At 71.1% G+C, this 26,804-nt stretch carries 22 protein-coding genes, 1 tRNA gene and 2 pseudogenes; 11 read left to right on the forward strand and 14 right to left on the reverse strand.

The features are described 5' to 3' along the window. A pseudogene (locus IF78_RS49630) lies at positions 1-110 on the forward strand (ABC transporter permease); the annotation flags it as partial. Between the two features lie 112 nt (positions 111-222). Here the strand turns inward: IF78_RS49630 and glpK are convergent. Beyond that, positions 223-1,737: a glycerol kinase GlpK gene (glpK, locus tag IF78_RS0111400; RefSeq protein ID WP_031481215.1), complete on the reverse strand. Its 1,515-nt coding sequence runs from the start codon at positions 1,735-1,737 to the stop codon at positions 223-225. 42 nt (positions 1,738-1,779) lie between these two features. Next, positions 1,780-2,547 (reverse strand): IclR family transcriptional regulator, encoded by a 768-nt coding sequence (locus IF78_RS0111405; RefSeq protein WP_031481214.1) that lies wholly within the window; start codon positions 2,545-2,547, stop codon positions 1,780-1,782. A gap of 145 nt (positions 2,548-2,692) precedes the next feature. Between IF78_RS0111405 and IF78_RS0111410 the strand changes: the two genes are divergently transcribed. Then, positions 2,693-3,211, forward strand: coding sequence for an ATP-binding protein (locus tag IF78_RS0111410; RefSeq protein WP_078662407.1), 519 nt, complete (start codon positions 2,693-2,695; stop codon positions 3,209-3,211). A gap of 2 nt (positions 3,212-3,213) precedes the next feature. Here IF78_RS0111410 and IF78_RS0111415 read toward each other — a convergent pair whose 3' ends face one another. Continuing rightward, positions 3,214-3,603 (reverse strand): VOC family protein, encoded by a 390-nt coding sequence (locus tag IF78_RS0111415; protein WP_031481212.1) that lies wholly within the window; start codon positions 3,601-3,603, stop codon positions 3,214-3,216. Between the two features lie 154 nt (positions 3,604-3,757). Here IF78_RS0111415 and IF78_RS0111420 point away from each other — a divergent pair, with 154 nt between their 5' ends. Next, positions 3,758-4,663: a helix-turn-helix transcriptional regulator gene (locus tag IF78_RS0111420; RefSeq protein ID WP_051827711.1), complete on the forward strand. Its 906-nt coding sequence runs from the start codon at positions 3,758-3,760 to the stop codon at positions 4,661-4,663. Continuing rightward, positions 4,660-5,115 (forward strand): VOC family protein, encoded by a 456-nt coding sequence (locus IF78_RS0111425; protein ID WP_031481210.1) that lies wholly within the window; start codon positions 4,660-4,662, stop codon positions 5,113-5,115. Before IF78_RS0111420 ends, IF78_RS0111425 begins: the two co-directional genes overlap by 4 nt. 15 nt (positions 5,116-5,130) lie before the next feature. Here IF78_RS0111425 and IF78_RS0111430 read toward each other — a convergent pair whose 3' ends face one another. From IF78_RS0111430 to IF78_RS50405, 3 genes are all read right to left on the reverse strand, one after another. After that, entirely contained in the window at positions 5,131-6,606 is a 1,476-nt protein-coding gene (locus IF78_RS0111430; RefSeq protein ID WP_031481209.1) for a tryptophan 7-halogenase, read from the reverse strand. Next, positions 6,603-14,432 carry a type I polyketide synthase gene (locus IF78_RS0111435; protein WP_031498215.1) on the reverse strand — a complete coding sequence of 2,610 codons (7,830 nt, stop codon included), beginning with the start codon at positions 14,430-14,432 and terminating at the stop codon, positions 6,603-6,605. Before IF78_RS0111435 ends, IF78_RS0111430 begins: the two co-directional genes overlap by 4 nt. A 178-nt stretch (positions 14,433-14,610) precedes the next feature. Continuing rightward, positions 14,611-14,736, reverse strand: a complete 126-nt coding sequence (locus IF78_RS50405) for a hypothetical protein (protein ID WP_267882953.1) — start codon at positions 14,734-14,736, stop codon at positions 14,611-14,613. 368 nt (positions 14,737-15,104) lie between these two features. Here IF78_RS50405 and IF78_RS48360 point away from each other — a divergent pair, with 368 nt between their 5' ends. Further along, positions 15,105-15,245 carry a hypothetical protein gene (locus IF78_RS48360; RefSeq protein WP_158751335.1) on the forward strand — a complete coding sequence of 47 codons (141 nt, stop codon included), beginning with the start codon at positions 15,105-15,107 and terminating at the stop codon, positions 15,243-15,245. A gap of 153 nt (positions 15,246-15,398) precedes the next feature. Here the strand turns inward: IF78_RS48360 and IF78_RS0111445 are convergent, their stop codons facing one another. Then, positions 15,399-16,592: a PucR family transcriptional regulator gene (locus IF78_RS0111445; RefSeq protein ID WP_425314610.1), complete on the reverse strand. Its 1,194-nt coding sequence runs from the start codon at positions 16,590-16,592 to the stop codon at positions 15,399-15,401. Positions 16,593-16,741: 149 nt separating this feature from the next. Here IF78_RS0111445 and IF78_RS0111450 point away from each other — a divergent pair, with 149 nt between their 5' ends. After that, on the forward strand, positions 16,742-18,229 hold the full coding sequence (locus IF78_RS0111450) for a long-chain-fatty-acid--CoA ligase (protein WP_031481206.1): 1,488 nt from the start codon (positions 16,742-16,744) through the stop codon (positions 18,227-18,229). A 366-nt stretch (positions 18,230-18,595) separates the two neighbouring features. Here IF78_RS0111450 and IF78_RS0111455 read toward each other — a convergent pair whose 3' ends face one another. Then, positions 18,596-18,982, reverse strand: a complete 387-nt coding sequence (locus IF78_RS0111455; protein WP_051827775.1) for a MarR family winged helix-turn-helix transcriptional regulator — start codon at positions 18,980-18,982, stop codon at positions 18,596-18,598. Between the two features lie 144 nt (positions 18,983-19,126). On the opposite strand from IF78_RS0111455, the gene IF78_RS0111460 reads away from it, so the two are divergent. Beyond that, positions 19,127-20,683, forward strand: coding sequence for an MFS transporter (locus tag IF78_RS0111460; protein WP_051827714.1), 1,557 nt, complete (start codon positions 19,127-19,129; stop codon positions 20,681-20,683). 92 nt (positions 20,684-20,775) lie between these two features. Further along, entirely contained in the window at positions 20,776-22,128 is a 1,353-nt protein-coding gene (locus IF78_RS0111465; protein WP_051827717.1) for an aldehyde dehydrogenase family protein, read from the forward strand. 44 nt (positions 22,129-22,172) lie between these two features. On the opposite strand, the pseudogene IF78_RS50835 reads toward IF78_RS0111465, so the two are convergent. Further along, positions 22,173-22,421, reverse strand: a pseudogene (locus tag IF78_RS50835) (FHA domain-containing protein); the annotation flags it as partial. A gap of 150 nt (positions 22,422-22,571) precedes the next feature. Beyond that, positions 22,572-23,672 (reverse strand): S8 family serine peptidase, encoded by a 1,101-nt coding sequence (locus IF78_RS50840; protein WP_078662409.1) that lies wholly within the window; start codon positions 23,670-23,672, stop codon positions 22,572-22,574. Positions 23,673-23,737: 65 nt separating this feature from the next. Here IF78_RS50840 and IF78_RS49125 point away from each other — a divergent pair, with 65 nt between their 5' ends. Together IF78_RS49125 and IF78_RS49130 are read left to right on the forward strand one after the other, a co-directional pair. Then, complete coding sequence (locus tag IF78_RS49125) at positions 23,738-24,142, forward strand: site-specific integrase (protein ID WP_051827719.1); 405 nt, start codon at positions 23,738-23,740, stop codon at positions 24,140-24,142. Between the two features lie 6 nt (positions 24,143-24,148). Continuing rightward, entirely contained in the window at positions 24,149-24,355 is a 207-nt protein-coding gene (locus tag IF78_RS49130) for a tyrosine-type recombinase/integrase (RefSeq protein WP_199921398.1), read from the forward strand. Between the two features lie 95 nt (positions 24,356-24,450). Here the strand turns inward: IF78_RS49130 and IF78_RS0111480 are convergent, their stop codons facing one another. From IF78_RS0111480 to IF78_RS0111490, 3 genes are all read right to left on the reverse strand, one after another. Further along, complete coding sequence (locus IF78_RS0111480; protein ID WP_031481201.1) at positions 24,451-24,747, reverse strand: hypothetical protein; 297 nt, start codon at positions 24,745-24,747, stop codon at positions 24,451-24,453. A 169-nt stretch (positions 24,748-24,916) separates the two neighbouring features. Continuing rightward, entirely contained in the window at positions 24,917-25,135 is a 219-nt protein-coding gene (locus tag IF78_RS0111485) for a hypothetical protein (protein ID WP_031481200.1), read from the reverse strand. 217 nt (positions 25,136-25,352) lie between these two features. Continuing rightward, positions 25,353-25,426 (reverse strand) — tRNA-Pro (locus IF78_RS0111490). Between the two features lie 170 nt (positions 25,427-25,596). On the opposite strand from IF78_RS0111490, the gene IF78_RS0111495 reads away from it, so the two are divergent. After that, on the forward strand, positions 25,597-26,532 hold the full coding sequence (locus tag IF78_RS0111495) for an alpha/beta hydrolase (RefSeq protein ID WP_031481199.1): 936 nt from the start codon (positions 25,597-25,599) through the stop codon (positions 26,530-26,532). Here IF78_RS0111495 and IF78_RS0111500 read toward each other — a convergent pair. Next, the gene (locus IF78_RS0111500; RefSeq protein WP_031481198.1) at positions 26,506-26,799 is read right to left on the reverse strand and encodes a hypothetical protein; all 294 of its coding nucleotides are present in this window, start codon (positions 26,797-26,799) and stop codon (positions 26,506-26,508) included. The genes IF78_RS0111495 and IF78_RS0111500 overlap by 27 nt on opposite strands. Positions 26,800-26,804: the final 5 nt, after the last annotated feature.

Genomic DNA, 26,804 nt, shown 5'->3' on the forward strand with positions numbered 1-26,804 from the left:
TCTTCGCCATCCTCCTCATCCTGATCGTCGGCATCGCCATCGACCTGCTCGTCTTCAGCCCACTGGAACGGGCGGTACTGCGCAGCCGCGGCCTGCTGGTCACCCGCTGAACGGCGCCGGGGGTCGCCGTAACGGCAGACAGGGCAGTTGCCCGCCCCCGGCCCACGCGCGGCGGGCGGCGAGTCGTCCGTCGAGGTCACCCGGCAGCCACGGACCGGCACGTCACGAGCCCTGCGACGGCTGGATCCACCCCAGCGACCGTTCGACGGCTCGTTTCCAGCAGTCGTACTCCCACTCCCGCCGTTCGGCGTCCATGTCCGGCAGCCACTGAGCGGCCCGGTGCCAGTTGCGGCGCAGGACCTGGAGGTCCGGCCAGTAGCCGGCTGCGAGGCCGGCGGCGTAGGCGGCGCCCAGCGACACCGTCTCGGCGACGAGGGGCCGTACGACGGGAACGTCGAGCACGTCGGCCAGGATCTGCATGAGCAGATGGTCGGACGTCATGCCGCCGTCCACCTTGAGCTGGGTCAGAGCGAGCGCTGAGTCCGCGTTCATGGCGTCGACGACCTCCCGGGTCTGCCAGCCGGTGGCCTCCAGGACGGCGCGGGCCAGGTGGCCCTTCGTGATGTACGACGTGAGGCCGACGATGACACCGCGGGCATCGCTGCGCCAGTGAGGCGCGAACAGGCCGGAGAACGCGGGGACGATGTAGCAGCCGCCGTTGTCCTCAACGGTGCGCGCCAGCGTCTCGATCTCGGGGGCGCTGTGGATCAGTCCCAGCCGGTCGCGGAACCACTGGACGAGCGAGCCGGTGACGGCGATCGGGCCCTCCAGAGCGTAGACGGCGGGCTGGTCCCCGATCTTGTACGCGACCGTGGTGAGGAGCCCGTGCTCGGACCGTACGAGGTCGGTGCCGGTGTTCATCACCAGGAAGCTGCCGGTCCCGTAGGTGCACTTCGCCTCGCCGGGCGAGAAGCAGGTCTGTCCGAACAGTGCCGCCTGCTGGTCGCCGAGGGCCGCCGTGATGCGCACGCCGGGCAGCAGGGCGGTGGCCTCGCCGTAGCTCTCCGCCGAGGAGCGGATCTCCGGGAGCATCGTGCGGGGCACCCCGAAGAAGTTCATGAGCTCTTCGTCCCAGGTCAGCGTCCCGATGTCCATGAGCATGGTGCGGCTGGCGTTGGTGGCGTCCGTGATGTGCACGCCGCCGTCCGTGCCGCCGGTCAGGTTCCAGATCAGCCAGCTCTCGATGGTGCCGAACAGCACCTCGCTGTTGCGGGCACGCCGCTCCAGCCCGTCGACGTTGTCGAACAGCCAGCGGATACGGGGCGCGGAGAAGTAGGTCGACGGCGGCAGGCGGCAGCGGTCGAGGAAGAACTCGTCTCCCGGGTCCGCTCTCAGCCGCTCGACGAGCGGGGCGGTGCGGGTGTCCTGCCAGACGATCGCCCGACCCAGCGGTACCCCGGTGGCCCGGTCCCAGAGCACGGTCGTCTCGCGCTGGTTGGCGATCCCGATCGCCGAGATCTGGCCGGCGTCGATGCCGGCGTTCGACAGCGCCTCGGGGACGACGCGCTGGAGGTTGCGCCAGATCTCGACCGCGTCGTGCTCGACCCAGCCGGGCCGGGGGAAGTACTGCTGGTGTTCCCGCTGGGAGACCGACGCCAGCCGTCCGCCGTGGTCGAACAGGATGCATCGGGTGGAGGTGGTGCCCTGGTCGATGGACATCACATACCGCTCAACCATGATCGGCCCTGCCTTCCGATGTGTCGCGGAGGTGCCGGTGCCCTACCAGCGGGCCGCGCCCAGGTCTCTGGAGATCGCGCGTGCCGCCTCCCGCAGCACGGTGATCAGGGCCGGCAGCGGCCGGCCTTTGGTGTCGCAGATCCGCTCGACGGCGCCGGACACTCCGATCGCGCCCACCACGAGACCGCCCTGTCCCCGGATCGGCGCGGCGATACCGGCCTCGCCCATGCTCATCTCCTGCACCTCGGCGCCCCAGCCCAGATCCCGTATCTCGCCGAGCGCTCGGCCCAGCTGCTCGGGGTGGACCAGGGTGTGCCGGGTGTACGCCTCCGGCTCGTCCTCCAGCAGGGCGTCCAGAGGCGTCGCCCCGAAGGCCAGGAGGACCTTGCCCAGCGAGGAGGCGTGCAGGGGCAGCAGTGCGCCGACGTCCAGACTCTGGAGGGTGTCGTCCGGCCGGAAGACATGGTGGATGACGAGCACCCTGCCCTCCAGGGGGGTGCCCAGCCGGACGGCCTCCCCGCTGCGGGCGGCCAGGGCGTCGGCCCAGTTGATGGAGCGCGAACGCAGTTCGTTGACATCGAGGTAGCTGGTGCCGAGGTGCAGCAGCGCCGCCCCGAGCTGGTATTTGCCGGTCGCCGGGTCCTGTTCCACGAAGTCCACGTGTTGCAGGGTGCGCAGGATTCCATGGGCGGTGCCTTTGGCCAGCCCCAGTGACGACGCCACCTCTCCCAGACCCAGCCGACGGGATCCGCCGGCGAGCAGACGCAGAATCGCCGCTGCCCGCTCTATCGACTGGACTGGGCCGGCCATGAAGCGATCGTAGTCCGACTTTTCCCGATTAGGGACTCTCGTTCGGTAATGCCGACCGATGTTCGTTGACCGGCTACTTGTCCCTCTTTAGCGTGCCTACACGCCCTGACTGCGGGCAACCGCGCTTCCCCGAGGAGGAGGACACATGACCACTGCGCAGCTCCACGCCGCGCCTCGCGGGGAGGCCGCAGAGGACGTGGAGCACGTCTTTTCCCTGCCCCACACCCCGGGGGCGGTGTCGGGGATCCGTCGGCGCATACGCGAGATCCTCGCCGATTGGGGACTGGCCACGGACGTCACCGAAGAGACACTGCTGGTGGTCTCGGAACTGCTCACCAACGCGATCGTCCACGCACTGCCCCCGACCACCCTGACGCTCTCGCTGAGCCGGGCGGACAGGTCCGGAGCGGTACGCGTCGAAGTGACCGACATGGGGCCCGCGGCCCCGACGGGCTCCGCTCTCGACCCGGACGAGCACGGCCGGGGCCTCAGCATCGTCACGGCACTGGCGTCCCGGTGTGGTGTTCATGTGCACGCCGGCGAGACCAGCCGGTGGGCGGAGTTGCAGTTCGCCACGGACACGCCCCACCAGGCTCCAGGAGCCGTCTGCCCGCAACCGAACGTGCTCTCGTCGGCTGCGCCGCCCGGACACCGGTCGCTCTGAGATCAGTCCTCCTGGAGCACCGACAGGACGTTGCCCGCCGGGTCCGTGAACCAGGCGATCCCCGCCGGGCCGTCGGGGCCCCGGACGATGCCCTTGTCGTCGGCCTCGAACTCCGGGTAGCGCTCCATGCGCACGCCCCGCTGCGCCAGCTCGTCGACGGCCGCGTCGATGTCGTCCACGGGGAAGTTCAGGATCGTGAAGCTCGCGGGCGTGTGGTTGTCCTTGGGGTAGACAAAGACGCTCGCGCCGCTGCCCAGCTTGATCGTGAGCATCCTCATGTCGCCCTGCCCGCTCTCCCCCACCTGGAGGCCGAGGGTCTCGCCGTAGAACTCGCGGGCCTTGCCGAGGTCGTCGACCGAGAAGCCGCTGAACGCCTTCGACTGTCCGAACATGCGGTTGTCTCCTTCACCTGTACCGTTCGGGATTTCCGACGCGACTATCAGCGGACCACCATCCGGGCGCCCGCCACACCGGCTCGCGTCCGGATGGTCGCCGGGCGTCACCCGCAGGGAGCGATCGGCGGCCGGAGGGCCGCATACTGGCCCCATGGGCTCCCCCACCAGCCGCGCATGCGAGCCGCCCGTGGAAGTCCGCGAGTTCGTGCGAGCCACGCCGCGACTGGACGGCATGGTGGTCTCCGCGGTCGGCTACCGTTCCGCCGGCCTGCGACCCGCCCTCCATCGAGGGCTGCCCTCCCCGTACCTGACGCTGATCTTCTCGATCGACGGGCCCGTCGTCAGCGGCAGCACCCCCGAGCAGGCGTACGGCACCGACGCCGTACGGACCGACATCGTGGTGGGCGGGCTGCATCAGCGTCCGGCGTTCGTGGCGCAGCCGGAGCACGAAGCCGGGATCCAGCTGTCCGTGCATCCCCTGGCGGCCCGGCGACTGCTCGGCATGCCCGCCGGGGAACTCGCCGACGTGCTCGTCACCGAGGGTACGGACGTCCTGGGAAGCGCCGCGGGCGAGATCCACGAGCGGTTGTGCGGGGAGACGGGGTGGAGCCGGCGTTTCGCCCTCCTCACCGACTACCTCCAGCGGCGCGTCGCGGAGGCCGGGCGCACTGCCGGGGTACGGCCCGAGGTCGCCGAGGCCTGGGCCTGGCTCGCCCGGCATCGGGGCGCCGGCACCCTGGACGGCCTGGCCGCGCATGTGGCACTCAGCCCCCGCCGCCTGACCACCCTGTTCCGGGCCGAGACCGGCCTCAGCCCCAAGCAGACCGCCCGGCTGATGCGGTTCCAGCACGCACGCGACGCCGTCGTCCGGGCCGTCGCCACGGGCTGCGCACCCGACCTGGCACGGGTGGCCGCCGAGTGCGGCTACTACGACCACTCCCACCTCGTGCGCGACTTCAGGCAGTACACCGGCCTGAGCCCCACCGGCTGGCTGGCCGAAGAGTGCCGGAATATCCAAGCGGGCGGCCACCGCGACGGCGGAGAGTGTGAGGCATGAACACCACCACGAATGCCGCAAACACCACGAACACCACGACCACCACGCAGGCCCGGCGCGCCCCCGGTGTCTGGCCGACGCTGCAGGCCCACGACGCTCCCGCGCTGATCGACTTCCTCGTCGGCACGGTCGGCTTCCTGCGCACCGCCGTGTACGAGGACGGCGACCGGGTCGCGCACGCCCAGCTCGACTGGCCCGAGGGGGGCGGCGTCATGCTCGGCTCGCACAAGCCGGACGGCGAGACCTGGTCCCTGCGGCCGGGCACCTTCGGGGCGTACGTCGTCACCGAGCACGTCGACGATCTCTACCGGCGCCTGAAGGACGCGGACGTGAAGATCATTCGCGAGATCGTGGACGAGCCCTACGGCAACCGTGAGTTCGCCATCGCCGACCCGGAGGGCAACAAGTGGTCCTTCGGTACTTATCCCGGCGAGCCCCGGCCCGCCGTCTGACACACCGGCGGGTGCTCACGCGAGGGTCCAGGACAGGCCGTCTCCGGCGACGGCGAGTGCGTCGGGGGCGGCCGGGGCCGGGTCGTCGAGCGGACCGCCGTAGAGGGCCTGTTCCTGGAGGTCGTTGCCGGTGCGGAAGGTCTCGCCGACGACCCGGGACGACAGCAGCGGGTTGACTCGGTCGTCCGCGGCCGCCAGCCGGCCCACCGCATCGTCCAGCTCGGCCGCCGCGGCGCGCCAGTGCGCGCCGAGCTTCTCGGGTTCCCGCACCGCCGCGTCGCCGGACACCAGCCCACCGGCCAGTTCGGCGAAGGCGGCCGCCTCGCCCAGGTCCACCTTGGTGACCTTCTTCGCCGACCAGAAGTACGAGCTCTCGCTCTGCTCCATGTCGTAGAAGGCGATGAGGAACTCGTAGAACACGGCGTACTCGCGCCGGTAGCGGGCCTCGAACTCGGCGAAACCGCGCTCCTCGGGCACGCTGCCGTCCAGCGCGGAGTTGACCGCGCGGGCGGCCAGCAGAGCGCCGTAGGTGGCCAGGTGCACGCCGGAGGACAGCACCGGGTCCACGAAGCACGCGGCGTCGCCGACCAGGGCCAGGCCGGGGGTCCAGAAGGACTTCTTCCAGTACGAGTAGTCCTTGCGCACCCGGACCCGGTCGTAGGGCGGCTCGGTCGCGACCGGCACGCCCGTCAGGAGCCGGCCGACGTCCGGGCAGGCCCGGATCATGTCCTGCCAGGCGGCGCGCGGATCGCGTTGCACCGCGGGGATGTGCTCGGGCGAGATCACCGCACCGACGCTGGTGAGGTCGTCGCGCAGCGGGATGTACCAGAGCCAGCCGGCGTCGAAGGCGGCGCAGAAGATGTTGCCGCTGTTCGGTTCCGGGAGCCGCCTGCCGCCCGCGTGGTAGCCGAACACGGCGAGGTTGCGGAAGAAGTCGGAGTACACGCGCGCTCCGCCGACCTGGCCGTGGATCCGGCTGGTGTTGCCGGACGCGTCGATGACGTGCCGGGCGTGCACGGTCCGTACGGTCCCGTCGGGGTCGGTGTACTCGACGCCGCGCACCCGCTCGCCGTCGGCGAGAACGCGCCGCACCGGGGTGCCCTCGCGGATCTCGACGCCCGCCTTGCCGGCGTTGCGCAGCAGGATCTCGTCGAACCGGGAGCGCTCCACCTGGAAGGCGGTGGACGTGGGATCCGGCAGGCGGGGAGTCATGGCGAAGGAGAACTGCCACGGCTCGGGGTCGCGTCCCCAGCGCAGGGTGCCGCCGCGTTTGAGCGTGAAGCCCGCCCTGGCGACCTCGTCGGCGACGCCGAGGAGGCGGCACACGCCGTGCACGGTGGCGGGCAGCAGCGACTCGCCGATCTGGTACCTGGGGAAGGTCTCCCGCTCCAGCAGCAGCACCCGATGCCCGTGCATGGCCACGACGGTCGCCGCGGTCGAGCCGGCCGGTCCGCCGCCGACGACGATCAGGTCGTAGTCCGGGTTGTTCATTCAGCGCCTCCTGATTCCCGCGCGGTCAGCCAGCCGCGGATCGCCGCGGCCGTGGTGGCGGCGTCGTGGTGAACGACGGAGTAGTGGTCACCGGGCACGTCGGCGCTGTCGTGCGGGAGGGGCCAATGCGGCTGCCAGTCCCGCTCCGGGTCGATCCGCCGCATCTGTGCGGTCGGCCGGCCGCACAGCAGCAGCGTGGGGACCGGTGACGGTTCGGGTCGCCACTGCTCCATCACTCGCGCATATCCGCCGCCCACCATCAGCAACGAGTCGTCGAACTCGTCGACGACGTCGTCCGGCAGTGCGGCAGCGGCGGCCATCAGGGCCAGCCCCCGTGCGTCGTCACGGCGCAGGACACCGACGTGGGAGTCGAGCAGCACCACGCCGGCCGGCGACTGCCCGTCCGCAGCGAGGTGCCGGGCCACCGCGTGTGCGACCGCTCCGCCCGCGCAGTAGCCGACGAGGACGACCGGTCGTCCGGTGAACAGGTCGCGTACCGTGCCGGCGTGCGCCCGCACCAGCGTGGCCACGCTGTCCGGGACGGCCCGGTGGGTGCCGAGACCGGGGTGCTCCAGCAGGAACAGGTCCCGTTCGCCGTCGAACTGCTTGGCCAGGCCGCCCGGGAGACGCTGCGACGACGTGAGGTAGTCCGGGAAGTAGGCCAGTGCGACGCCGTCGCCGTGGGCGAGCCGGGCCGGCGCGACGGCGTACCGGGCGTGGTCGGCCGTGGAGAAGGACGGGAGCGCGTACGACGCGAAGTGGCGCAGCGCCATCGCCTCGAACGGCCCCTGCTCGCGCAGCACGCGATGGTAGACGGTGCTGAACCGGTAGGGCGACGGCGGAGTGCCGTCCTGCGGGCCGCTCTCGCCCGCGGTCCGGTCCTCCGAGTCACTCTCGCCCGCGGACCGGTCCTCCGCTTCGGTCCCGGTCCGCGGCAGGCCGCCGGCATCGCGCAGGGCGGCGTGCACGTGCGCGGCCAGCGCGGGCAGCGTCGGGTGTTCCAGTACGACCGTCGGTGCCAGCCGCACCCGCGTGAACGCGCTGAGCCGGTTGCGGACTTGTACGGCCGTGAGTGAGTCGAAGCCGAGCTCGGTGAATTCGCGGTCGGTGGGAAACGAGGCCGCGTCCGGAAAGCCCAGCACGGCGGCCAACTCGGCGCGGATCAGCTCGGCCAGCTCGGTCTCGCGCCGCTGCGCCGGAACGGCGGCCAGCCGGTCGCGCCAGCCGCCGGGCGTCTGCTGGATGGGCATCTGCTGGATAGGCGGAGCTGCGGCGGCAGGCCGTCCGGCCCAGGCCGATCGCGCTGGCAGCAGATCCGCGAGGACCGGCGGTGCGGTCGGGCCGCCCGCGTTCGTCGGGTCCAGCGGGATCGGCACGAGCACCGGCTCGGGTGTGCGGAGCGCGGTGTCCAGCAGGTCGATGCCCTCCCGCTCGGTGACCGTGCCGACGCCACCCCCACTGAGACGGTGCGGGGCGACCCGCCCCGCCATCCCGTCGTCGTCCTCGGTGGCCCACGGCCCCCAGGCCAACGCCTGCGCCGGCAACCCGCGCGCCACCCGGTGCCGGGCGAGCGCGTCGAGGAACCCGTTCGCGGCGGCGTAGTTCGCCTGCCCGGGCCGGCCCAGCACACCGGCGGCCGAGGAGTACAGCACGAACGCGGACAGGTCGAGGCCGCCGGTCGCCTCGTGCAGATGCCAGGCACCGTCCGCCTTCGGCGCCAGCACGCTCGCCACCCGCTGCGGCGTCATACCGTCCACCACGCCGTCGGCGACCACCCCGGCGAGGTGGAACACTGCGGTCAGCGCCGGTCGACAGCCCCCGACCAGGGCATCGACGGCGGTCCGGTCGCTGACGTCGCAGGCGACCACCCGCACCTTCGCCGGCAGTTCCGCCGCCCACGCCGGCATACGGCCGCTGCGGCCGGCCAGCACCAGGTGCCGGGCCCCCTGTTCGGCCACGAGGTACCGGGCGAGGCTCGCGGCGAGCGCGCCGGTGCCACCGGTGATCAGCACCGTCCCCTCGGGATCCAGGGCCGGCGCCGCTGCGGACGGCGGATCCGCGGTGGTCAATCTCGGTACCAGAACGACCCCGTCCCGCAGCGCGACCTGTGGTTCGCCGGTGCGCAGCGCCGCGTCCAGGGCCGCCGACGAGGCCGGGCCGCCGCGGCGGTCGACCAGCACGATCCGGCCGGGGTGCTCGGACTGGGCGCTGCGCACGAGTCCGGCCACGGCGGCCTCGGCCAGGTCGGGATCCTCCCCGGTGGCGTTGTGTGTGAGCACCAGCAGCCGGCCCGGCTTGGCGTGCGAGGTCCACTCCCGCACCCGTTCCAGCACAGCCGTGACCAGTTCCCGGACGCGGCCCGGCAGGTCGGCGCCGTCGGGCAGGGCGGCGGACAGGTGTGCCACGTCGAGCAGTTCGTGAGCCGTGTCCATGTCGCCGGCCGGGGTGGCGGCCCGCCAGGCCGGTCGGTACGGCCTGGCGCCGGGCGCGGGCGGCTCCGGGAGCGGCCGGGTGATCACCGACTCGACGGCTGCCAGTGGACGGCCGGTCATGTCCGTGAGGGTTACGCGGAGTTCTTCCGGGCCGAGCCGCCGCAGATGTGCCCGTGCGGCGGTGGCCCCGGTCGCGTACACGGTCACGCCGGTGCAGGCGAGGGGGGCGCGCGGGGCGTCGGGTTGCTCGGCCAGGAGGGCGGCGTGCAGGGCGGCGTCGAGCAGCGCGGGGTGCAGGACGTACGAGCCGGCGGCCGCCGCTTCCCTGGGCGGGAGGGTCAGCTCGGCGAAGAGTTCCGTATCCCGCCGCCACAGTCCGGTCACGCCACGGAACGCCGGGCCGTAGTGATGGCCGTACGCGGACAGCCGCGCGTAGTCGACCGGGATCTCCTCGGCACCCTCGGGCGGCCACGCCCCGGGTTCGGGAGCGGGCGGCGCACCGGGCGGGGCTGTCGTCGCGGTGGCATGGCGGGTCCACGGCCCCGTGGTGTCGGCCGTACGGGCCCACATCGTGACCGGGCGCCGCCCTGACTGATCCGCGGCACCGGCGACGACTTGGACCTGCACCGGATCCGCTGCGGAGAGCAACAGCGGCTCCACGAAGGCCAGTTCGGCAAGGCGTACGGCGCCGGCGGTACCGGCCGCGCAGAAGGCCAGCTCGGCGAAGAGCGCCGCGGGCGCCAGCACCCGGTCGCCGATGACGTGGTCGGCGAGCCAGGGCTCGCGAGCGGTGGAGAGCACGCCGGTGTGCCGGATCCCGGGACCGTCGGCATCCGGCCGCGGCTCCCCCACCAGCGGGTGGCCGGCCGGAACTCGATGGCGGACGGCGTCCAGCCAGTAGCGCTGCCGCTGGAACGGGTACGTGGGCAGCGGGCGGCGGCGGGCCCCGCTGCCCGCGTACACCGACGGCCAGTCCACCGGCACACCGTGCACGTGAAGGGCGGCCAGCGTCGTCAGAGTTCCGTCTGCGCCAAGGCACGATGCGAACAGCGCGCCCGCGTCCGGAGCGACGCACTCCTCGGCCGACACGGTGAGCGCGCGTGAGGGGCCGGCCTCGACGAACGCCGTCACGCCCGCGTCCGTCAACCGGCGCATCGCATCGGAGAAGCGGACCGTCTCACGGGCCTGCCGTACCCAGTGGTCGGCCGTGGCGAGCGCGTCCGACTCGGGGCGGCCGGTCAGCGTGGACACCACGGGGACGGACGGGCGCCGGTAGGCCACCGATTCGGCGACCGCGCGGAACTCGGCCAGCATCGGATCCAGCAGCGGCGAATGGAAGGCGTGGCTCACCCGCAGCCGGGTGGCGGGGCGGCCGATGCGGGTGGCCAGCTCCGTCACCGCGTCCTCGTCGCCCGACAGCACGACCGACTCCGGCCCGTTGACCGCGGCCACCGCGACCCGGCCCGCCTCCCCGGACTCGTCGAGCAGGGGCCGTACTTCGGACAGCGGCGCCCGCACCGCGATCATCGCACCGCCGGCGGGCAGGGCGGCCATCAGACGGCCGCGCGCTGCCACCAGACGCACGGCGTCGGCCCGGGTGAGGACCCCGGCGATGTGTGCGGCGGCCAGCTCCCCGACCGAGTGGCCGACCAGGTAGTCCGGTCGTACGCCCCACTCGGACAGCAGCGTGTGCAGGGCGACCTCGAAGGCGAACAGCGCGGGCTGCGCGTAGTCGGTGCGGTCCAGCAGGCCGCCGTCCGGGGCGTCGATCACCTCCCGCAGCGGCCGGTCCAGCCACGGCGTGAACTCCTCGCACAGCTCGGTGAAGGCCTCGTCGAACACGGGGAAGGCGGCGGCCAGTTCGCGGCCCATTCCGGGCCGCTGCGCGCCCTGGCCGGAGCAGAGCAGCGCCATCCTCGGGTTGGCGCGCGCGGTGCCGCGGTGCAGCCCCGGGCTGTCGGCACCGGCTGCCAGGTCGCGCAGTCCGGCGAGAAGGCCGGCGACGTCGGTGGCCATCACGGCCGCGCGGCGGGGCAGGGGCGCTCTGGTGGTCGCCAGGGAGTACGCAATGTCCAGCGCCGACTCGTCGCTCACGTCGGCCAGCGCGGCCGCCAGCCTCCCGCCGTGGGCGCGCAGACCGGCCTCGTCGCTGCCGCCGACCAGCCACGGGGCGACCGGCCAGGGGCGCCGGGCCACGGCCGTGTCATCGCCAGGGGACCCGGCGCCGCGCTCGGCACCGGCGTCGGCGTCCGACGGCTCCTCGATGATCACGTGTGCGTTGGTGCCACCGATGCCGAACGAGGAGATCGCCGCCCGGCGCGGCCTGTCCCGTTCTCGTTGCGGCCACGGCCGCTCCCGGTCGAGCAGCCGTACCGCCCCGGTGGACCAGTCGACGTGCGGCGACGGCTGGTCCGCGTACAGCGAGGCGGGCAGTACGCCGTGCCGCATCGCCTCGATCATCTTGATCACGCCCGCCACACCGGCCGCGGCCTGGGTGTGACCCAGGTTCGACTTGACCGACCCCAGCCACACCGGGTCGGCCGGATCGCGGTCCTGCCCGTACGTGGCCAGCAGGGCGCCCGCCTCGATCGGGTCACCGAGCGCCGTGCCCGTACCGTGCCCCTCGACCACGTCCACGTCGGCGGCGCGCAGTCCGGCGTCGGCCAGCGCCAGGCGGATCAGTTCCCGCTGCGCCTCGCCGTTGGGGGCGGTCAGCCCGTTCGACGCGCCGTCGGAGTTCACCGCCGAGCCGCGCAGCACGGCCAGCACCGGATGGCCGTTGCGCCGCGCGTCCGACAGCTTCTCCAGCAGGACCAGGCCGACGCCCTCTCCCCACGCCGTACCGTCCGCGCCCGCCGCGAACGACCGGCACCGGCCGTCCGGCGACAGCGCCCGCTGGCGGCTGAAGGCGATGAACGGCTGCGGGCTCGACAGCACCGTCACCCCGCCGGCCAGCGCCAGCGTGCAGTCCCCCGCCCGCAGGGCCGCGGCGGCCAGGTCCATCGCGACCAGCGAGGACGAACAGGCCGTGTCCACGGTCATGGTGGGGCCACGCAGCCCCAGGACGTAGGAGATCCGTCCGGACGCCACACTGCCCGCCGAGCCGATGCCGATGTGCGACTCCAGTTCATGCGGCGCCACCCCGCTGCCGTAGCCGGCGTGCATCAGGCCGACGAACACGCCGGTGCTGCTGCCGCGCAGCGACGGCGCCGGAATGCCCGCGCGTTCCAACGTTTCCCAGGCGACTTCCAGCAGCAGCCGTTGTTGCGGGTCCGTGGCCAGGGCCTCGCGCGGCGAGATGCCGAAGAACAGCGGGTCGAAGTCCGCCGCGTCGTGCAGGAAACCGCCACGGCGCGTGTACGTGGTACCGATCCGGTCGGGGTCGGGATCGTGCAGGGCGTCGATGTCCCAGCCGCGGTCGGTGGGGAACTCGCCGGTGGCGTCCACTCCGTCGGACACCAGCCGCCACAGTTCCTCAGGAGAGGTCACCGCGCCCGGGTAGCGGCAGCCGACGGCCACGACCGCCACCGGTTCGGCTGCCGGTCCGCGGCGCGCGAGTACCGTCACCGGGGCGTCGCCGTGCAGCCGGGCGTCGAGGTGGACCGCGACCGCGGCCGGGGTCGGATGGTCCCAGACCAGCGTGGCCGGCAGGCGCAGGCCGGTGCGCAGGCCGAGGCGGTGCCACAGCGTCATCGCGTCCATGGAGGTCAGGCCCAGATCGGCGAACGCCGTGCCGGGATCGGCGGCCGTCCCGCGGATCGCCGCGGTCTCCGCGCACACAAGGTCGGTCAGCGCGGCGCGCCGCTCGCCGGGTGTCCGGCCGGACAGCGCCGCGAGCGTCGGCTCGGGCGGGCGTTCGGCGAGCGCCTCACGCAGGACCGCCCGTCGCGGCTTGCCCCCGGCGGTGCGCGGAATCGCCGGCGTGAACAGGACCTCCTCCGGCACCTTGTGCGCGGACAGCACCGCGGCGCAGGCCCGTAACAGACCGGCCGGGTCGAGCGTCCGTTCCGCCGGGACGACGAACGCCACCGGGACCTCGCCGAGCAGCGGATGGGGCCGCGCCACCACGGCCGCGTCGCGCACCCCTGGCAGGCCACGCAGCACTTGCTCGACCTCGGCCGGGTCGACGTTCTCGCCGCCGCGCACGATCCGGTCGTTCATCCGGCCGGTGACGCTCAGACAGCCGTGCTCACCGAACCGGCCCAGGTCGCCGGTGCGGTACCAGCCGTCGCGTACGGCATCGGCGGTCGCCTCGGGCCGGTTGTGGTAGCCCAGCATGACGCCGGGACCGCGCACCCAGATCTCCCCCTCCGCGCGGTCGGTGTCCCGGCCGGTGTCGGGATCGACGAGCCGGACCTCCATGCCGGGGACGAGCGGTCCGCTGCTGCCGCGCACCCTCGGCCCGCGCAGGGTCTCCATGGCGATCTTGCCGCAGGTCTCGGTACTGCCGTAGCCGTCGAGGAGCGGGGCGCCGAACCGCGTCTCGACCTCTTCCCGCAGGTCCGGTCCGCTGGGCGCGCCCGCGGTGACGCAGAGCCGCAGCGAGGGCACCGCGCCGAGGCCGGCGTCGAGCAGCCGGCGGTAGGTGAGCGGCACACCGGCCAGCACGGTGGGTCCGAACTCGCCGATGAGCCGCACCAGTTCGGCCGGATCCGCCGCCGCGGTGATCCGCGCGCTCGCCCCGGCCACGGTTGTGCCCAGCACGCACAGCGAGTGGGCGTACGTGTGCGCCAGCGGCAACGGCCACAGCAGCCGGTCCGCCTCCGACAGTCCCAGTCGCGGCACATAGCAGGCGACCGGCGACCAGAGCGCGGACCGCTGACTCGACACCGCGCCACTGGGCGTCCCGGAAGTGCCGGACGTGTAGAGCAGCCATGCGGGCTCGTCCAGCCCGAGGTCGTCGCGCGGCGCGGGCGAGTGTTGCCCGGCGACGAGATCCTCGAAGCGGGTGACGTCGTCCTCGAAGCCGATGGCATCGTCGGGGACCGTGCCCTCGCCGGTCACCACCAGGCGCGGCCCGCGCCCGGCGGTCAGCCGAGCGATTCGCGGCAGCTGCCTGAGGTCGGTCACGAGCACGGACGGAGCGCAGTCGGCCAGCAGCGCCGCGAGCTCCGCGTCGGTGCCGCGCGTGCTCAGCGGCACTCCGACGGCGGCGGCCCGGACCGTGGCGAGGAGACCCTCGACCAGTTCCACGCCGTTGTCCAGGCAGAACGCCACCCGCTCACCGCGACCGACACCGAGCCCACCCGCCAACCGGGCGGTCCGGCGCTCCAGTTCGGCCCAGCTCACCCCGCGCCGGTCGTCGGCGAACGCGACCTTCCCGCCCTGGCGTTCCGCGTTCTCGGCGAGCAACTCCGGCACGGGCCGGACCATCCCCGCTTGCACTGCCCCCATCAAGCCTCCTGCCGGTTCGGCGTCCGTACCGTGAGGGACGCGTGAGTGAGACAGAGCCGTTGCCCTTGCCGCCAAATGCCGTGGCCACCATACGAATTCGCGGCTTCCGGCGTTCAGCCTCTGGGGCAACTCTCCGCAGCCGTGTGTCCACCCGGATTCCAGTACGAGGGCAAGGAGCTCATTCGACCCTCGGTCCGAGCCGCCCGTGGTCGTCGTCCTCCCCGTCGGTGGAATCACGAGGGTCGCTGCTCCAGTCCTGGAGCAGCGATCGGGGCCAGGCGCCGAACAGCAGCGTGAGTCCCATGCGGATGACAGTAACTCGCCTGTGACGCCCAGCGATTCACCGTCCAGGACGTCCGACGGGAAGAACGGGCAGGACAAGAAGGAAAACGGGTTCCAAGGGCGGCGAGTACCCCACGAACGGCGACAAGGCGGAGGGAGGCAGCGCGAGCGCAACGCCACCAACACGATCAACGGCTCGTGCTCGGGCGACGAGATCTGCATCACCGTGCGCCCGGCCAAAAGTACGACGCCTCCGCCTGGGCGGAGACCCTGGTGCGACACAGATCCCTACCAGGGCCTGTTCCAGATTCGGATCATTGGTTTGAGGATTCGCCGGTAGCGGGCAGCCGGCCTGGTAGTTGTCGGGGATGGCGCGAGGTGATCTCTCGGATGCCGAGTGGGAGTTGGTCGAGCCGGGCCGCCGCCCACAGGAAGAAGGGTTCTCGCGGCGGCCACTCGGCCGGTCACGATCTGGACCTGTACAAGTACCGCAACAGCGTCCTCGCGGCTCCCACCGACGCGGTGCCGTGATCTGGATCCGCAGCCTCCGACGAAGGTGATCCCTGGAACAGAGCTTAGATGGATCGGCTGTCGACTCCCGCAGCGGCGAGCTGCCTCGGCAATTCTCGGCCACGCGGTCCGCCGAGCTTTACCGGCCCACCGCGACGCGGCCCGCCAGTAGGACTACCCAGTCGAGTCACTGAGTGACGGTCCCGTCCGGCGGACCGCCAAGAGTGCGGCGCCGATGTCCGCCGCCGCTCGCGGATCGGACAGGGAGCGGCCCACCAGTTCCTCGACGCGGCGCAGCCGGTAGCGGACGGTGTTGGGGTGGACGAACAGACTCCGCGCCGCGTCCGTGGCGGAGCCGGCGGCGGCGTACCAGTGCTCCAGGGTGTCCAGGAGGCGGGCACGCTCCACGGCCGGGAGGTCGAGCAGGGGCTGGAGGACCACCTCCACGAGGTGTGCCGCCTCGGCCGGGGCGGCGGCGAGGACCATGGCCAGCGGGCTGTCGTCGAACCGCGCGACGCCGGGGGCGGCGCCCTGAAGGCCGGCCAGAGCCAGCCGGGCGAAGCGCAGAGCCCGCGGGGTGTCCCGCAACGAGTGGAAGCACGGGCTGACACCTACGCGGGCGCCGGCCCGGCGCAGGATGCGCAGACAGGTGCTCTCCGTGCTCTCCGCCGTCGCCGTGGGCAGGGCGGCCAGACCGATCTGCTGGTCGGGCAGCAGCCGCCAGGCGAAGTGGACCTGGGCCTGCCGCAGCGCCGCTTCCGTGCCCGCCAGCGGCTCCTCGCCGGGAGCGTCGGCCGCCGCCGCGACGACCACGTAGGGTCCGCGGTCGGGCAGACCCAGCTCGCGGGCTGCTTCCCACAGCGTGCGGTCGGCGATGACGCCGGCGAACAGCGCCTCCACCAGTGCCGAGCGGCGCGCCTGACGCCGCGAGGTCAGCTCGGCGGTCGTCTCCCGGTAGGCCGCTGCCACCGCCTCCGCGTAGCGGCCGAACAGGGCCCAGATCTCCGCGGACTGGGAGACCAGTTGGGCGTCGGTGACCTCGGGATGGGTGCGTGCCTCGGCGAGGATGTCCGTCCACAGGAGTTCGAAGCCGATCCGGTACGCGTGCAGGGTGTCCGCCAGCGGCACGCCCTGCTCGGCGCGGATGCGGCCGGTCTCCCGGGCCGGGCTCGGATCCTGCGCGCCCGCGCGGCCGAGCTGTTCCAGGAGCAGGTCCGCGTTGGCGGTGCACGAGCGGCGCAGCGAGTCGAAGGGGATCAGCGACTCGTCCTGGTAGGCGTCGACGTCCGAGCGGATGCGCTGCGCCATCCGCTCACCGAGTTCCGGCAGCCTGGCGTGGAGCGCCGAGACCACCCCGGAGATGTCCATTCTCGCAGCTTAACGCCCCTGTTTTGTTCTCGGGAACAATCCTGGAGCGCAGACGCTGTCATAGAGCACATAGGCCGTCGCCACGCCCATCTGCACGATGTCGTCAACGTGAACGGCGGATTTCGACGGCGACATTCGTGGAGGCGGTCATGGCCAATTTGGCTTCATTCCTGGTGGAGACGGCGCAGCGGCAGCCGGAACGCCCCGCGCTGCGCTTGGGGGACCAGGTCATCAGCTATGCGCAGCTCGACGAGCGCAGCGCCCGCGCCGCCGCCCTGCTGCGCGCCGAGGGAGTACGGCCGGGAGACCGGGTCGCTGTGATGCTGCCCAACGTTGTCGAGTTCGTCGTCCTGTACTACGGCGTGCTGCGCGCCGGGGCGGTCGTCGTACCGCTGAACCCGTTGCTGAAGACCCGGGAGACCGAGTACCACCTGCGTGACTCGGGGGCGCGGATGCTCTTCGAGTGGCATCAGGCGCCGGGCGAGGGCGCGCAGGGCGCTGCCGCCGCCGACGTGCGGCACATGGCCGTCGAGCCGGCCGCCTTCGCGGGTCTGCTGGCCGGTCACGAGCCGCTGGCGGAGGTGAGCGAGCCGGGCGGCGAGGACGTGGCCGTGCTGCTGTATACCTCCGGCACCACCGGCCGCCCCAAGGGCGCCACGCTCACCCACACCGGGCTGCGGCACAACACCGACGTCAACGCGGTCCACGTACAGCGGATGACGGCCGACGACGTGGTCGTGGGCTGTCTGCCGCTGTTCCACATCTTCGGCCAGATCTGCACGATGAGCGTGACCGTCCGTGCCGGTGCCTCGCTCACCCTGATCCCCCGCTTCGACCCGCAGGCCGTCCTGGACGCCATCGCCCGCGACGGGGCGACGATCTTCGAGGGCGTACCGACCATGTATGCCGCGCTGCTCCAGCACCCGTCGGAGGCCGACGTCTCCACGCTGCGGATGTGCGTCTCCGGCGGGGCCTCGCTGCCGGTGGAGATCCTGCACGGCTTCGAGCGGCGCTTCGGCTGCGTCGTATTGGAAGGCTTCGGCATGTCCGAGACCAGTCCGGTCGTCACCTTCAACCACCCCGACCGGCCCCGCAAGGCGGGCTCCATCGGTACGCCGATCAAGGACGTGGAGGTGCGGCTCCTCGACGACAAGGGCCAGGACGTGGCTCCCGGCGAGATCGGTGAACTGGCCGTGCGCGGGCCGAACGTGATGAAGGGGTACTGGAACCGCCCGGAGGAGACGGCGGCCACCATCCCGGACGGCTGGCTGCGCAGCGGCGACCTCGCGCGCCAGGATGAGGACGGCTATCTGTACATCGTCGACCGCAAGAAGGACATGATCATCCGCGGCGGCTACAACGTCTACCCGCGCGAGATCGAGGAGGTGCTCCACGAGCACCCGGCCGTTGCACTGGCCGCGGTGGTGGGCGTGGCGGACGCGCATCTGGGCGAGGAGATCGCGGCCGCGGTGGTGCTGCGCCCGAAGGCGCAGGCCACGCCCGACGAGCTGAGGCAGTTCGTCAAGGACCGCGTGGCGGCGTACAAGTACCCGCGCCGGGTGTGGCTGGTGGACACACTGCCGACCGGCCCCAGCGGCAAGATCCTCAAGAGAGAGATCAGCGCGCCGGCCGGGTGAGGTCGATGGGGTGGAGTCGCCGGGGGACGCGTAGCAACACCGACGTTCCCTGATACTTGAGCGCCCCCGCACCCGGGGGGCCTCGCGCCGAGGATGCTCCCGGGGGCCTCGTCCCGAGGATGCTGAGGAAGCCGCGTGCTTGCGGACGACCAGGGATGCCGTACGTGCAGTGACCAGGTGGCGGCCGTGGTCGGACGTTGCCGCGTCGGCGATCTCGGCGGAGCCGGGTACCTGGTCTGCGAACGGAGGCGCGTCCGATGGCCGAAGGGGCCGTCGGTCGCGTCCGACCGTATCTCCAGGCCGTTGACGAGGCTCTTGTGTCGCAGGGCGTCGCTCAGCTGCCCGGCAGATCGACGCCTGCCTGCATCAGCGCGGGAAGACGACCGTCAGCAGGCGGAAGAGCTCGGCGCGCTCCTCGTCGGACAGGCTGTCCAGGCCGGTCTGCGTCTGCTCCATCCGCTCGCGGATCGTGTCGATCGCCTTCTCGCCCGTCTCGGTGAGGGCGACATTCTTCACGCGGCGATCGGTTGCGCTGACTTCACGGCGGACGAGGTCGCGCTTCTCGAGCCGGTCGATGATCCCGGTCATGTTCGACGCGTCGCAGGCGAGGGTGACCGCGAGCGAGCGCATCGAGGCGGGCGCGCGGCGCAGCACCGTGAGGGTCTTTGCCTGACTGGAGGTGAGGCCCATGTCGGCGGCGGCGGTCGTGAAGTCGGCGTAGTGCGTGCTGACCGAATGGGCGAGCAGCTCCATGAGCTGGGCTTTGGACGGGATGGACGGCATGGGTCGAGAGTAGCGCGCAAAGCTTGAACATCTCAAACTTTGACATCCACCATCTCCTATTGTTTGATGTCTTCAAGCATCGAGTACCTCAATGGTTTGCCACCTCGACCATCGATGCATCCCACCTTCGGGCCACCCTCGACCGGAAAGAAGACCGTGAAGTCCTCCCCTGCCCCCGCGCCAGAGCGCCGAACCGGCAGCCTCAGCCTGGTCCTGGTCCTGGGCCTCGCCGCCATGGTCGTGTCGATGATGCAGACCCTGGTCATCCCGATCCTCGGCATCATCCAGAACAACCTCGGCGCCACCACGGCCCAGGTCAGCTGGGTCACCACCGCCACTCTGCTGTCGGCCGCGGTCTTCACCCCGCTGCTGGGCCGCCTCGGCGACCAGCGCGGCACGAAGCCGACTCTGCTCGCTGTGCTGGTGGTGATGGTCGCGGGATCCGTGCTCGCCGCGGCCACGAGTTCGATGCTGTGGCTCATCGTGGCCCGGGTGATGCAGGGCGCGGCCACCGCGATCTTCCCGCTCGCGCTGTCCGTGCTGCGTGCGGAAGTCGAGCCCGCGCGGCTGCCGGGCGCCATGGCCATGGTCAGCGGGACACTCGGGTTCGGCAGCGGCCTGGCCCTGGTGAGCGCCGGCCTGTTGACCACGGGTGCCAACCCCGACTACCACCAGGTCTTCTGGCTGGCCGCCGCGCTCGCCGTCGCCGCCCTGATCGCGGTCGCGGTCGCCGTCCCCGCTCCCCGCACCCGGACGGGCGGGCGCACCGATTGGCTGGGCGCCGCCGGTCTCGCCCTGCTGCTCGTGCTGCTTCTGCTGCCGATATCGCAGGGGCACACCTGGGGCTGGACCTCGGCCCGCACGCTCACCCTGTTCGCCGGTGCCGCTGTCACGGCGGTCTTCTGGGCCCTGGTCGAACGCAGGGTCAGCGACCCCCTGGTCGACATGAAGATGTTCGTCCACCGGCCGGTGCTGTTCACCAACGTCGCCGGACTGCTCGTCGGATTCGCCATGTTCACGCAGTTCATCGGCGTCTCCTACCTCGTCCAGACGCCTTCCGAGATCGCCGGCTACGGCTTCGGCGCCTCCATCCTGCGCGCCTCCGTCCTATACCTGCTGCCCGCCGCCCTCGTCTCGCTGGTGGCCGCCCAGTTCGGAGGCGTGCTGGTGCGCCGCATCGGCGCGCGTCTCACCCTCGCCGCCGGTGCCGCCTTCGGCGTCGTCGGCTTCGCCTGGCTGACGCTTGCCCACGACACCACCGCGTCGGTGATCCTGGCCGGCATGGTCGTCAGCGTCGCCATCAGCTTCGGCTACGCCGCGATGCCCGCCCTGATCGTGGCCGGCGTTCCCCACCACCAGACCGGCATCGCCAACGGCATCAACTCCATCTCCCGCTCCACCGGCAGCGCGATCGGCAGTGCGGTCATCACCTCGATCCTCGCCTCCAAGACGCTCGACAACCTGCCCGCCGGCGCGCCCGCGCTGCCCGCCGAGAGCCAGTACACCCTGGGCTTCGCCCTCGCCGGCATGGCGTTCGTGCTGGTCATAGCGGTGGCCATGGTCGGCTTGGCGATCCGCCGCAGGTCCCCCTCGCCCGTCATCGACACGCCGGCCCCGTCGCGTGACGGCGCAACCGAGCCCGCACGCGCCCGCACAGCCGTCACTGCCTGACCGCAACAGCCGCACAGCCGCGACCTTCCTTCACCTTTCCTTCCTCCCGAATGCCGACGGCTTTTCTCCTTCGATACGAACAGGACACGACTGTGACTGAGACCAAGGCGGCCTTCACCCTCGACGACACCTTCACCGCCGCCGAAGCCACCGAGCTGGTGGACCGGCTGCGCGCCACCTTCCGCACCGGCCGCACCAAACCCCTGGCCTGGCGCCGGCAGCAGCTGACCCGCCTGCGTGAGCTGCTCACCGACAACCGCACGGTGATAGCCGACGCCCTCTACGCCGACCTGCGCAAGAACCGCGCCGAGGCCGACGCCATGGAGATCGACCTCACGATCGCCGAGATCGACGACTACCTGGAGCACCTGGAGGAGTGGACCACCCCGCAGCCCGCTCCCGTGACGGTGCGCGGAATCCCCGGCAGCACCGCCCGCACCGAGTTCGACCCCCTGGGCGTCGCGCTGGTCATCTCGGCGTGGAACTACCCGGTCAATCTGCTGCTGGTGCCCGTCGCGGGCGCGCTCGCCGCGGGGAACGCGGTCGTCATCAAGCCCGCCGAGTACGCCGCGCGCACCTCGGCGCTGCTGGCCGAGCTGCTGCCCGCGTATCTCGACACCGGCGCCACCGCGGTCGTCGAGGGCGGCGCACCGGAGACCACCGTGCTGCTGGGGCAGCACTTCGACCACATCTTCTACACCGGCAACGGCGCGGTCGGCCGCATCGTGATGACCGCCGCCGCGAAGAACCTCACCCCCGTCGTCCTCGAACTCGGCGGCAAGTCACCGGTGTTCGTGGACCGGGACGTCGACATCGCCACGGTCGCGCAGCGCCTGGCGCAGACGAAGTTCGCCAACGCCGGACAGACCTGCGTCGCCCCCGACTACGTCCTGACCGACCCGGAGACCGCGACCGAGCTGGAGGCGGCGCTGGTCGTCGCGATCAAGGGGCTGTTCGGTGCGGACCCGCAGACCTCCGACGCCTACGGACGCATCATCAACGAGCGGCACTTCGACCGGCTGTCCACGCTGCTGGGCTCCGGCCGCACGGTCACCGGCGGGCAGAGCGACCGCTCGGACAAGTACATCGCCCCGACCGTGCTGGCCGATGTCCGGCCCGACGAACCCGTGATGCAGGAGGAGATCTTCGGCCCCGTCCTGCCCGTCCTGACCGTGGCGAACCTGGACGAGGCGATCGCGTTCATCAACGAGCGCGACAAGCCGCTCGCCCTGTACGCCTTCACCGAGAACGACACCACAAAGCGCCGCCTCGCCGCCGAGACCTCCTCGGGCGGCCTCAACTTCGGCCTGCCGATGCGCCACCTCGCCGTACCATCCCTGCCCTTCGGTGGCGTCGGCGAAAGCGGCATGGGCAACTACCACGGCCGCTATTCCCTCGAGACGTTCAGCCACCGCAAGGCCATCCTCGACGTCCCGCTGAGCTGAACAACCCGGAGCCGGGCGGCGGTACGCAATTCCACCCGGCGACCTCACGCGCGCCGCCGTCCTGCGCCCATCAGAAGAGAACCTAGCCCGACCATGTCCTTCGGCGGCGCCGGTTGGCCGGTGAAGCGAAGCTGCGGCCCCCGCACGGCGTGGCCGAGCGTGAACACACCATGAGGGCCGACCTCGGCCGGCGAGATACGCCGACCGAGGCCATAGATGCCATTGGTGCTGTCCAGGTCTTGCAGAACCCGTTTCGTTCGGCCCCAGTAGATGCGGGCATGACGCCAGGAAACGACGGCTTCCTGGACACCACGTCCGACGCGGGATCACGACCCACGGTGTAGGTCCTGGCAAGGGCGGAGTTTCCGTGTGCCCCCTTCAATGGCCAGGAACAGAGGCGGATTTCCGTACGTCACCGTGGTGTCTCCCCGCAGCGAGCCGAATCAGGAAAGACGGATGACCGCTCGGTCGCCATCGACGCTGACGAGGTCGACGACGAGGTCGTTGATCGTCGACTGGCCCGGGGCGGTCTGACTGGCGGTGGACGGCTGAGCACCGCTGCCTGATGAGCCGGTCATGGTCAGCGCGTTGTCGGCAACACTGTCGATGCTGAGTTCGTCGACACCCTTCGTACCGTCGAGCTGGATCGTGTCTCCGCCCTTCACCTCGACCTCACAGGCGTTGTCGAGGCACGCGCCGAGGTCCGTACCGTCCGTCGGCTGTCCGGTCCCGGCCGGCGCCGAAGGATCCGCAGTCGGCGCCGAGGGGTCCGCGGGCGGCGCCGAAGGCGAGCCGGTCGACGGGGGTGCGGCGCCCTTCGAGACGCTCTCGACGGTCTTGGCGGCATCGGCGAGCCCGGCGCCGCAGCCGCCCTCGCACGCACCGGGCAGGGGACGTGCGTTGTCCTTGATGGCCTGCTCGATCTCCGCCGGCGTCAGCGCGGGGTCCGCTGAGATCATCAGGGCGGCGAGACCGGAGGCGGGCGCGGCGGCCTGGCTGGTGCCTACTTCGAAGACGAGTTCCTCGGATTCGGGTCCGTCGGGGCCGGAATTGAACGTGGAGAGGATGCCGTCCCCGTCGTTCGTCCTCGTGTCACCGCCGGGGGCGGCGATGTCCACGCTGCCGAAGTTGGAGTACTCGGCCCTGTTGCCCTCGCGATCGGTGGCGGCGACGGTGATGACGTTCCGGCAGTTGGCCGGTGTGAACTCGGCGGCATCCCGCGGCGCAGGCGCATTGCCCTTGTTGCCTGCGGAAACGACGACCGTAGTACCGCGCTGAACAGCATCGTCTATGGCGCTCTGCGTAGCCTGGTCGCAGGCGCCCGGACCGCCCAGGCTCATGTTGATGACCTTGGCGGGGGTCTTGTTGTCAGCGACGCCCTCGACCTTCCCACCGGAGGCCCAGGTGATTCCGTCGACGATGTCGGAGGTCGCCCCGCCGCACCGCCCTATTACAGCTGACGCTTGGCCGTTTCCGCTCGGCGCTGAATTTGGCAGTCCGCCGAGGTTGGGTGGTTCGAAACGTCGCCGAGCACGTTCGAATATCCCGGGAGGCTCGAACCAGGGCTGCCCAGAATGCGCCCGAGCGGCGCCCCTGGGATGAGACCGAGGTGAAGGCCTTCATCGAGGCGAGCAAGGACCATCGGCTCTTTGGCCCACTGCTCCTGACCCTTATCGCCGAGCGTCCCGCAGAAGTGTGTGGTGCACGCTGGAACGAGGATGTTGACCTCGAAGGCTCGGGGACTATTGCCGTTGGCAATACCCGAACCATCGTCTACGACCGAGACCAGGAGCGAGGTCTACGAAACAAGGTAGTGGAGAAACAGCCCAAGACCGTAAATGGCAAGCGGGTCTTGCCGCTGCCCAAGCCTGTCTATAGCGCGCTCGTGGTGCTACGCGCTCTTCAGGCGAAGGAGAAGGAGCAAGCAGGCGAGGCCCATGAGGACTCCGGCTACGTCGTGGTCGATGAGCTGGGCCGTCCGTTCAAGACCGACAAGCTGCGGCGCGAGGCGTAGAAGCTGATGGAGGCAGCAGGTGTACGCAGAGTTCGTCTGTACGACGCACGTCACGCCTGTCTCTCCTGGATGGCCAACAACGGTGTGCCCGATACGGTCGTCTCGGCTTGGGCCGGGCACAGCGACCCGTCCTTCACCAAGGGGGTCTACGTGCATCCGGCCCCGCAGAGCCTCAAGGCCGCCTCGGAGAAGCTGAGTGAGCTGCTCGGTTAGGGGGGTGGATCGCTTACGGTCTCCTTATTTCGGTTGGCCGCCCGTGACCATGCCGAACGGCCAACCTGATACCGAACAGCAGCTCGTAGTACGCCTTAGAAGGCGCTGTTGTTGCAGCCCATGGTCGAGCCGATGTGCTTGCTCTGCCCACCGGCGTTGCCCTCGCCGTTGAGCGCGTTGCCCAGCAGGCCGTTGAGGATGCCGACCTGGCCGAGGATGTCGAGGTTCAGGTCGTGCGACTTACAGCTGGAGCTCTGCAGGACGCTGACCTTGTCTCCATCTTTCTTGTGGCCGTGATCGTCCTTGCTGTGCGCACTGGCGGTGCCCGCGGTCAGAAGTCCGACGCTGCCGAGGGCGACGACCACGACGGCCGCCTTGCGAAGCTTGTGCATGTGTATCTCCGGTGACTTGGAGTGGTGTGCGATCCGTGACAGATCGACTGCGTAGGCGACCGGAGATTAATACGAAAAGATCCAATATGTCCTAGTGGCACGCCGGGGTTAGTGATCGAGTTCGCCTCCATGGCGCACGTCATGTCTCGTCTGCATGACGCCTGCTCTTCTAGCTGTCCTGGTTCACCAGTTGCGCGAAAGAGGTCATGCATGGTCGACAGTGGGGGACCGTTTCCGCTTGCATGGTGTTCGTGCCGTTGTTGCGCTCGATGCGTTCGATGCGTTCGATGAGCACATGGCCGCACAGTGCCTCAGTGCTCTGTTTGGCCTTCATGTGCCACACCACGGCGATGCCGTGCTCGTTGAAAGCGGGATACGTCTCGTACATCAAGGCCTCCCTGGACGGAAGTTCTATCCGCTCAGGACACCGCATCAGCACTGCCTGTACAGCGCAGCATGAGTCAATCGAGTGACAGCGGCGAAGTAGCCCCGCCGCCGAGGCATCTGTGAGAAATTGCGAGACGAGAGCCTCGGAAACGATCAAGAGCCTCGTCTCACCGAAGTGATCCAAGGCCCTGACCTGCGACTACGTAGTCCTGTAGTAGTCGGGACGACAGGATTTGAACCTGCGACCCCTTGACCCCCAGTCAAGTGCGCTACCAAGCTGCGCCACGTCCCGGTGCCTGCCGCGCGGTGAACCGCGTGATCATGCAGGTCAACCCTACCCCATACACGCCTGAGGCTCGAACGACCTGACCCCTTGACCAATAATTGTCGGCACCTATAATTGCCAAGCTCAACAGAATGCTTGCCGGGCAAGCCTCACGGCCCGCGATCGAACGGAGCCACATGTCTCTCCTGACCCGGCCCGCGTTGGCCACCTTCGTCGCCAAGGCCATGCAGCGGGTGACCGTCATGGCGGACCGCCGCTCCGGCGGGCGCGGCTCCGCCGCCGCTTCGCATGCCCGGTTCCCCGAATACCCGCGCAAAGTACGCGAGTTGACGATCCCGACCTCGATCGCCCCGGCCCGGGCCACCGTGTATCTGCCGGCGAGCGACGATCCCGCGCCCCCGGTGCACGTCAACTTCCACGGCGGCGGTTACGTCATGACGCTGACCGAACTCGACGACCCGCTGTGCCGGTTCCTCGCCGCCGAGGCGGGGGCGGTCGTGATCAACGTTGACTACGCCGTCGCACCCCAGCATCCGTTCCCGGCACCGCCCCGACAGGCGTACGAGATCGTCCGGTGGGTCGCGGAGCACGGCGCCGAAGAGGGCTGGGACGGTGAGCGGCTCACCGTGGGCGGGCAGAGCGCGGGCGGCGGGCTCGCGGCGGCCGTGGCACGGCAGGCACTGGAAGAGGGCGGGCCCTCGATCGCGCTCCAGGTGCTGCACTATCCGCCGCTCGACCTGGCGACGGGCGCCCGGAACAAGCGCGCCGCCATCGCCAAGCCGATGCTGCGGCCCTGGATGGCCGACGTCTTCGACACGTCGTACGTCCCTGACGTGCGGCAGCGCCTCGACCCTCTCGTGTCCCCCGCGCACCCGTCGGACACCGCGGACCTGAAGGGCATCGCGCCGGCGCTGCTGATCACCGCCGAGTACGACCTGCTCCGGGCCGAGGGCCTGCGCTATGCCGAGCGGCTTCGGGAGGCGGATGCGCTGGTCGAGCACCATGACGTGCGCGGCGCCGACCACGGGTACGACGGCCAGGACGACGAGAAGGCCCGTGAGGTCTACGCGATCATCGCCCGGCGGCTACGGAAGGCCGTTGAACGCCGATGAGCCCGTGAGCTCGGCCTGCTCCGCCGGCTGCCCGCCCTGGGCCGCCTCCGGCTCCTCGCACAGCCCCCCGCGCTGCTGCTCCACGGGCCCCGGGCCTCGGACGCACCGCCGGACCTCCGGGCTGCGCACCGCACCCCTCGCCGGGCTCCACGACCTCCCCGCGGCGAATCCCGCCATCAGCAGGGCCACGGCCACCACCACCCACCACGGCAGGTGGGCGGTGGCCATGTACCCGACGACGGCCACCAACGCGAGAAATGCCGTCACGTCCC

The sequence above is a fragment of the Streptomyces bicolor genome, assembly GCF_000719285.1.
In the GTDB taxonomy this organism is placed as follows: Bacteria; Actinomycetota; Actinomycetes; order Streptomycetales; family Streptomycetaceae; genus Streptomyces; species Streptomyces bicolor.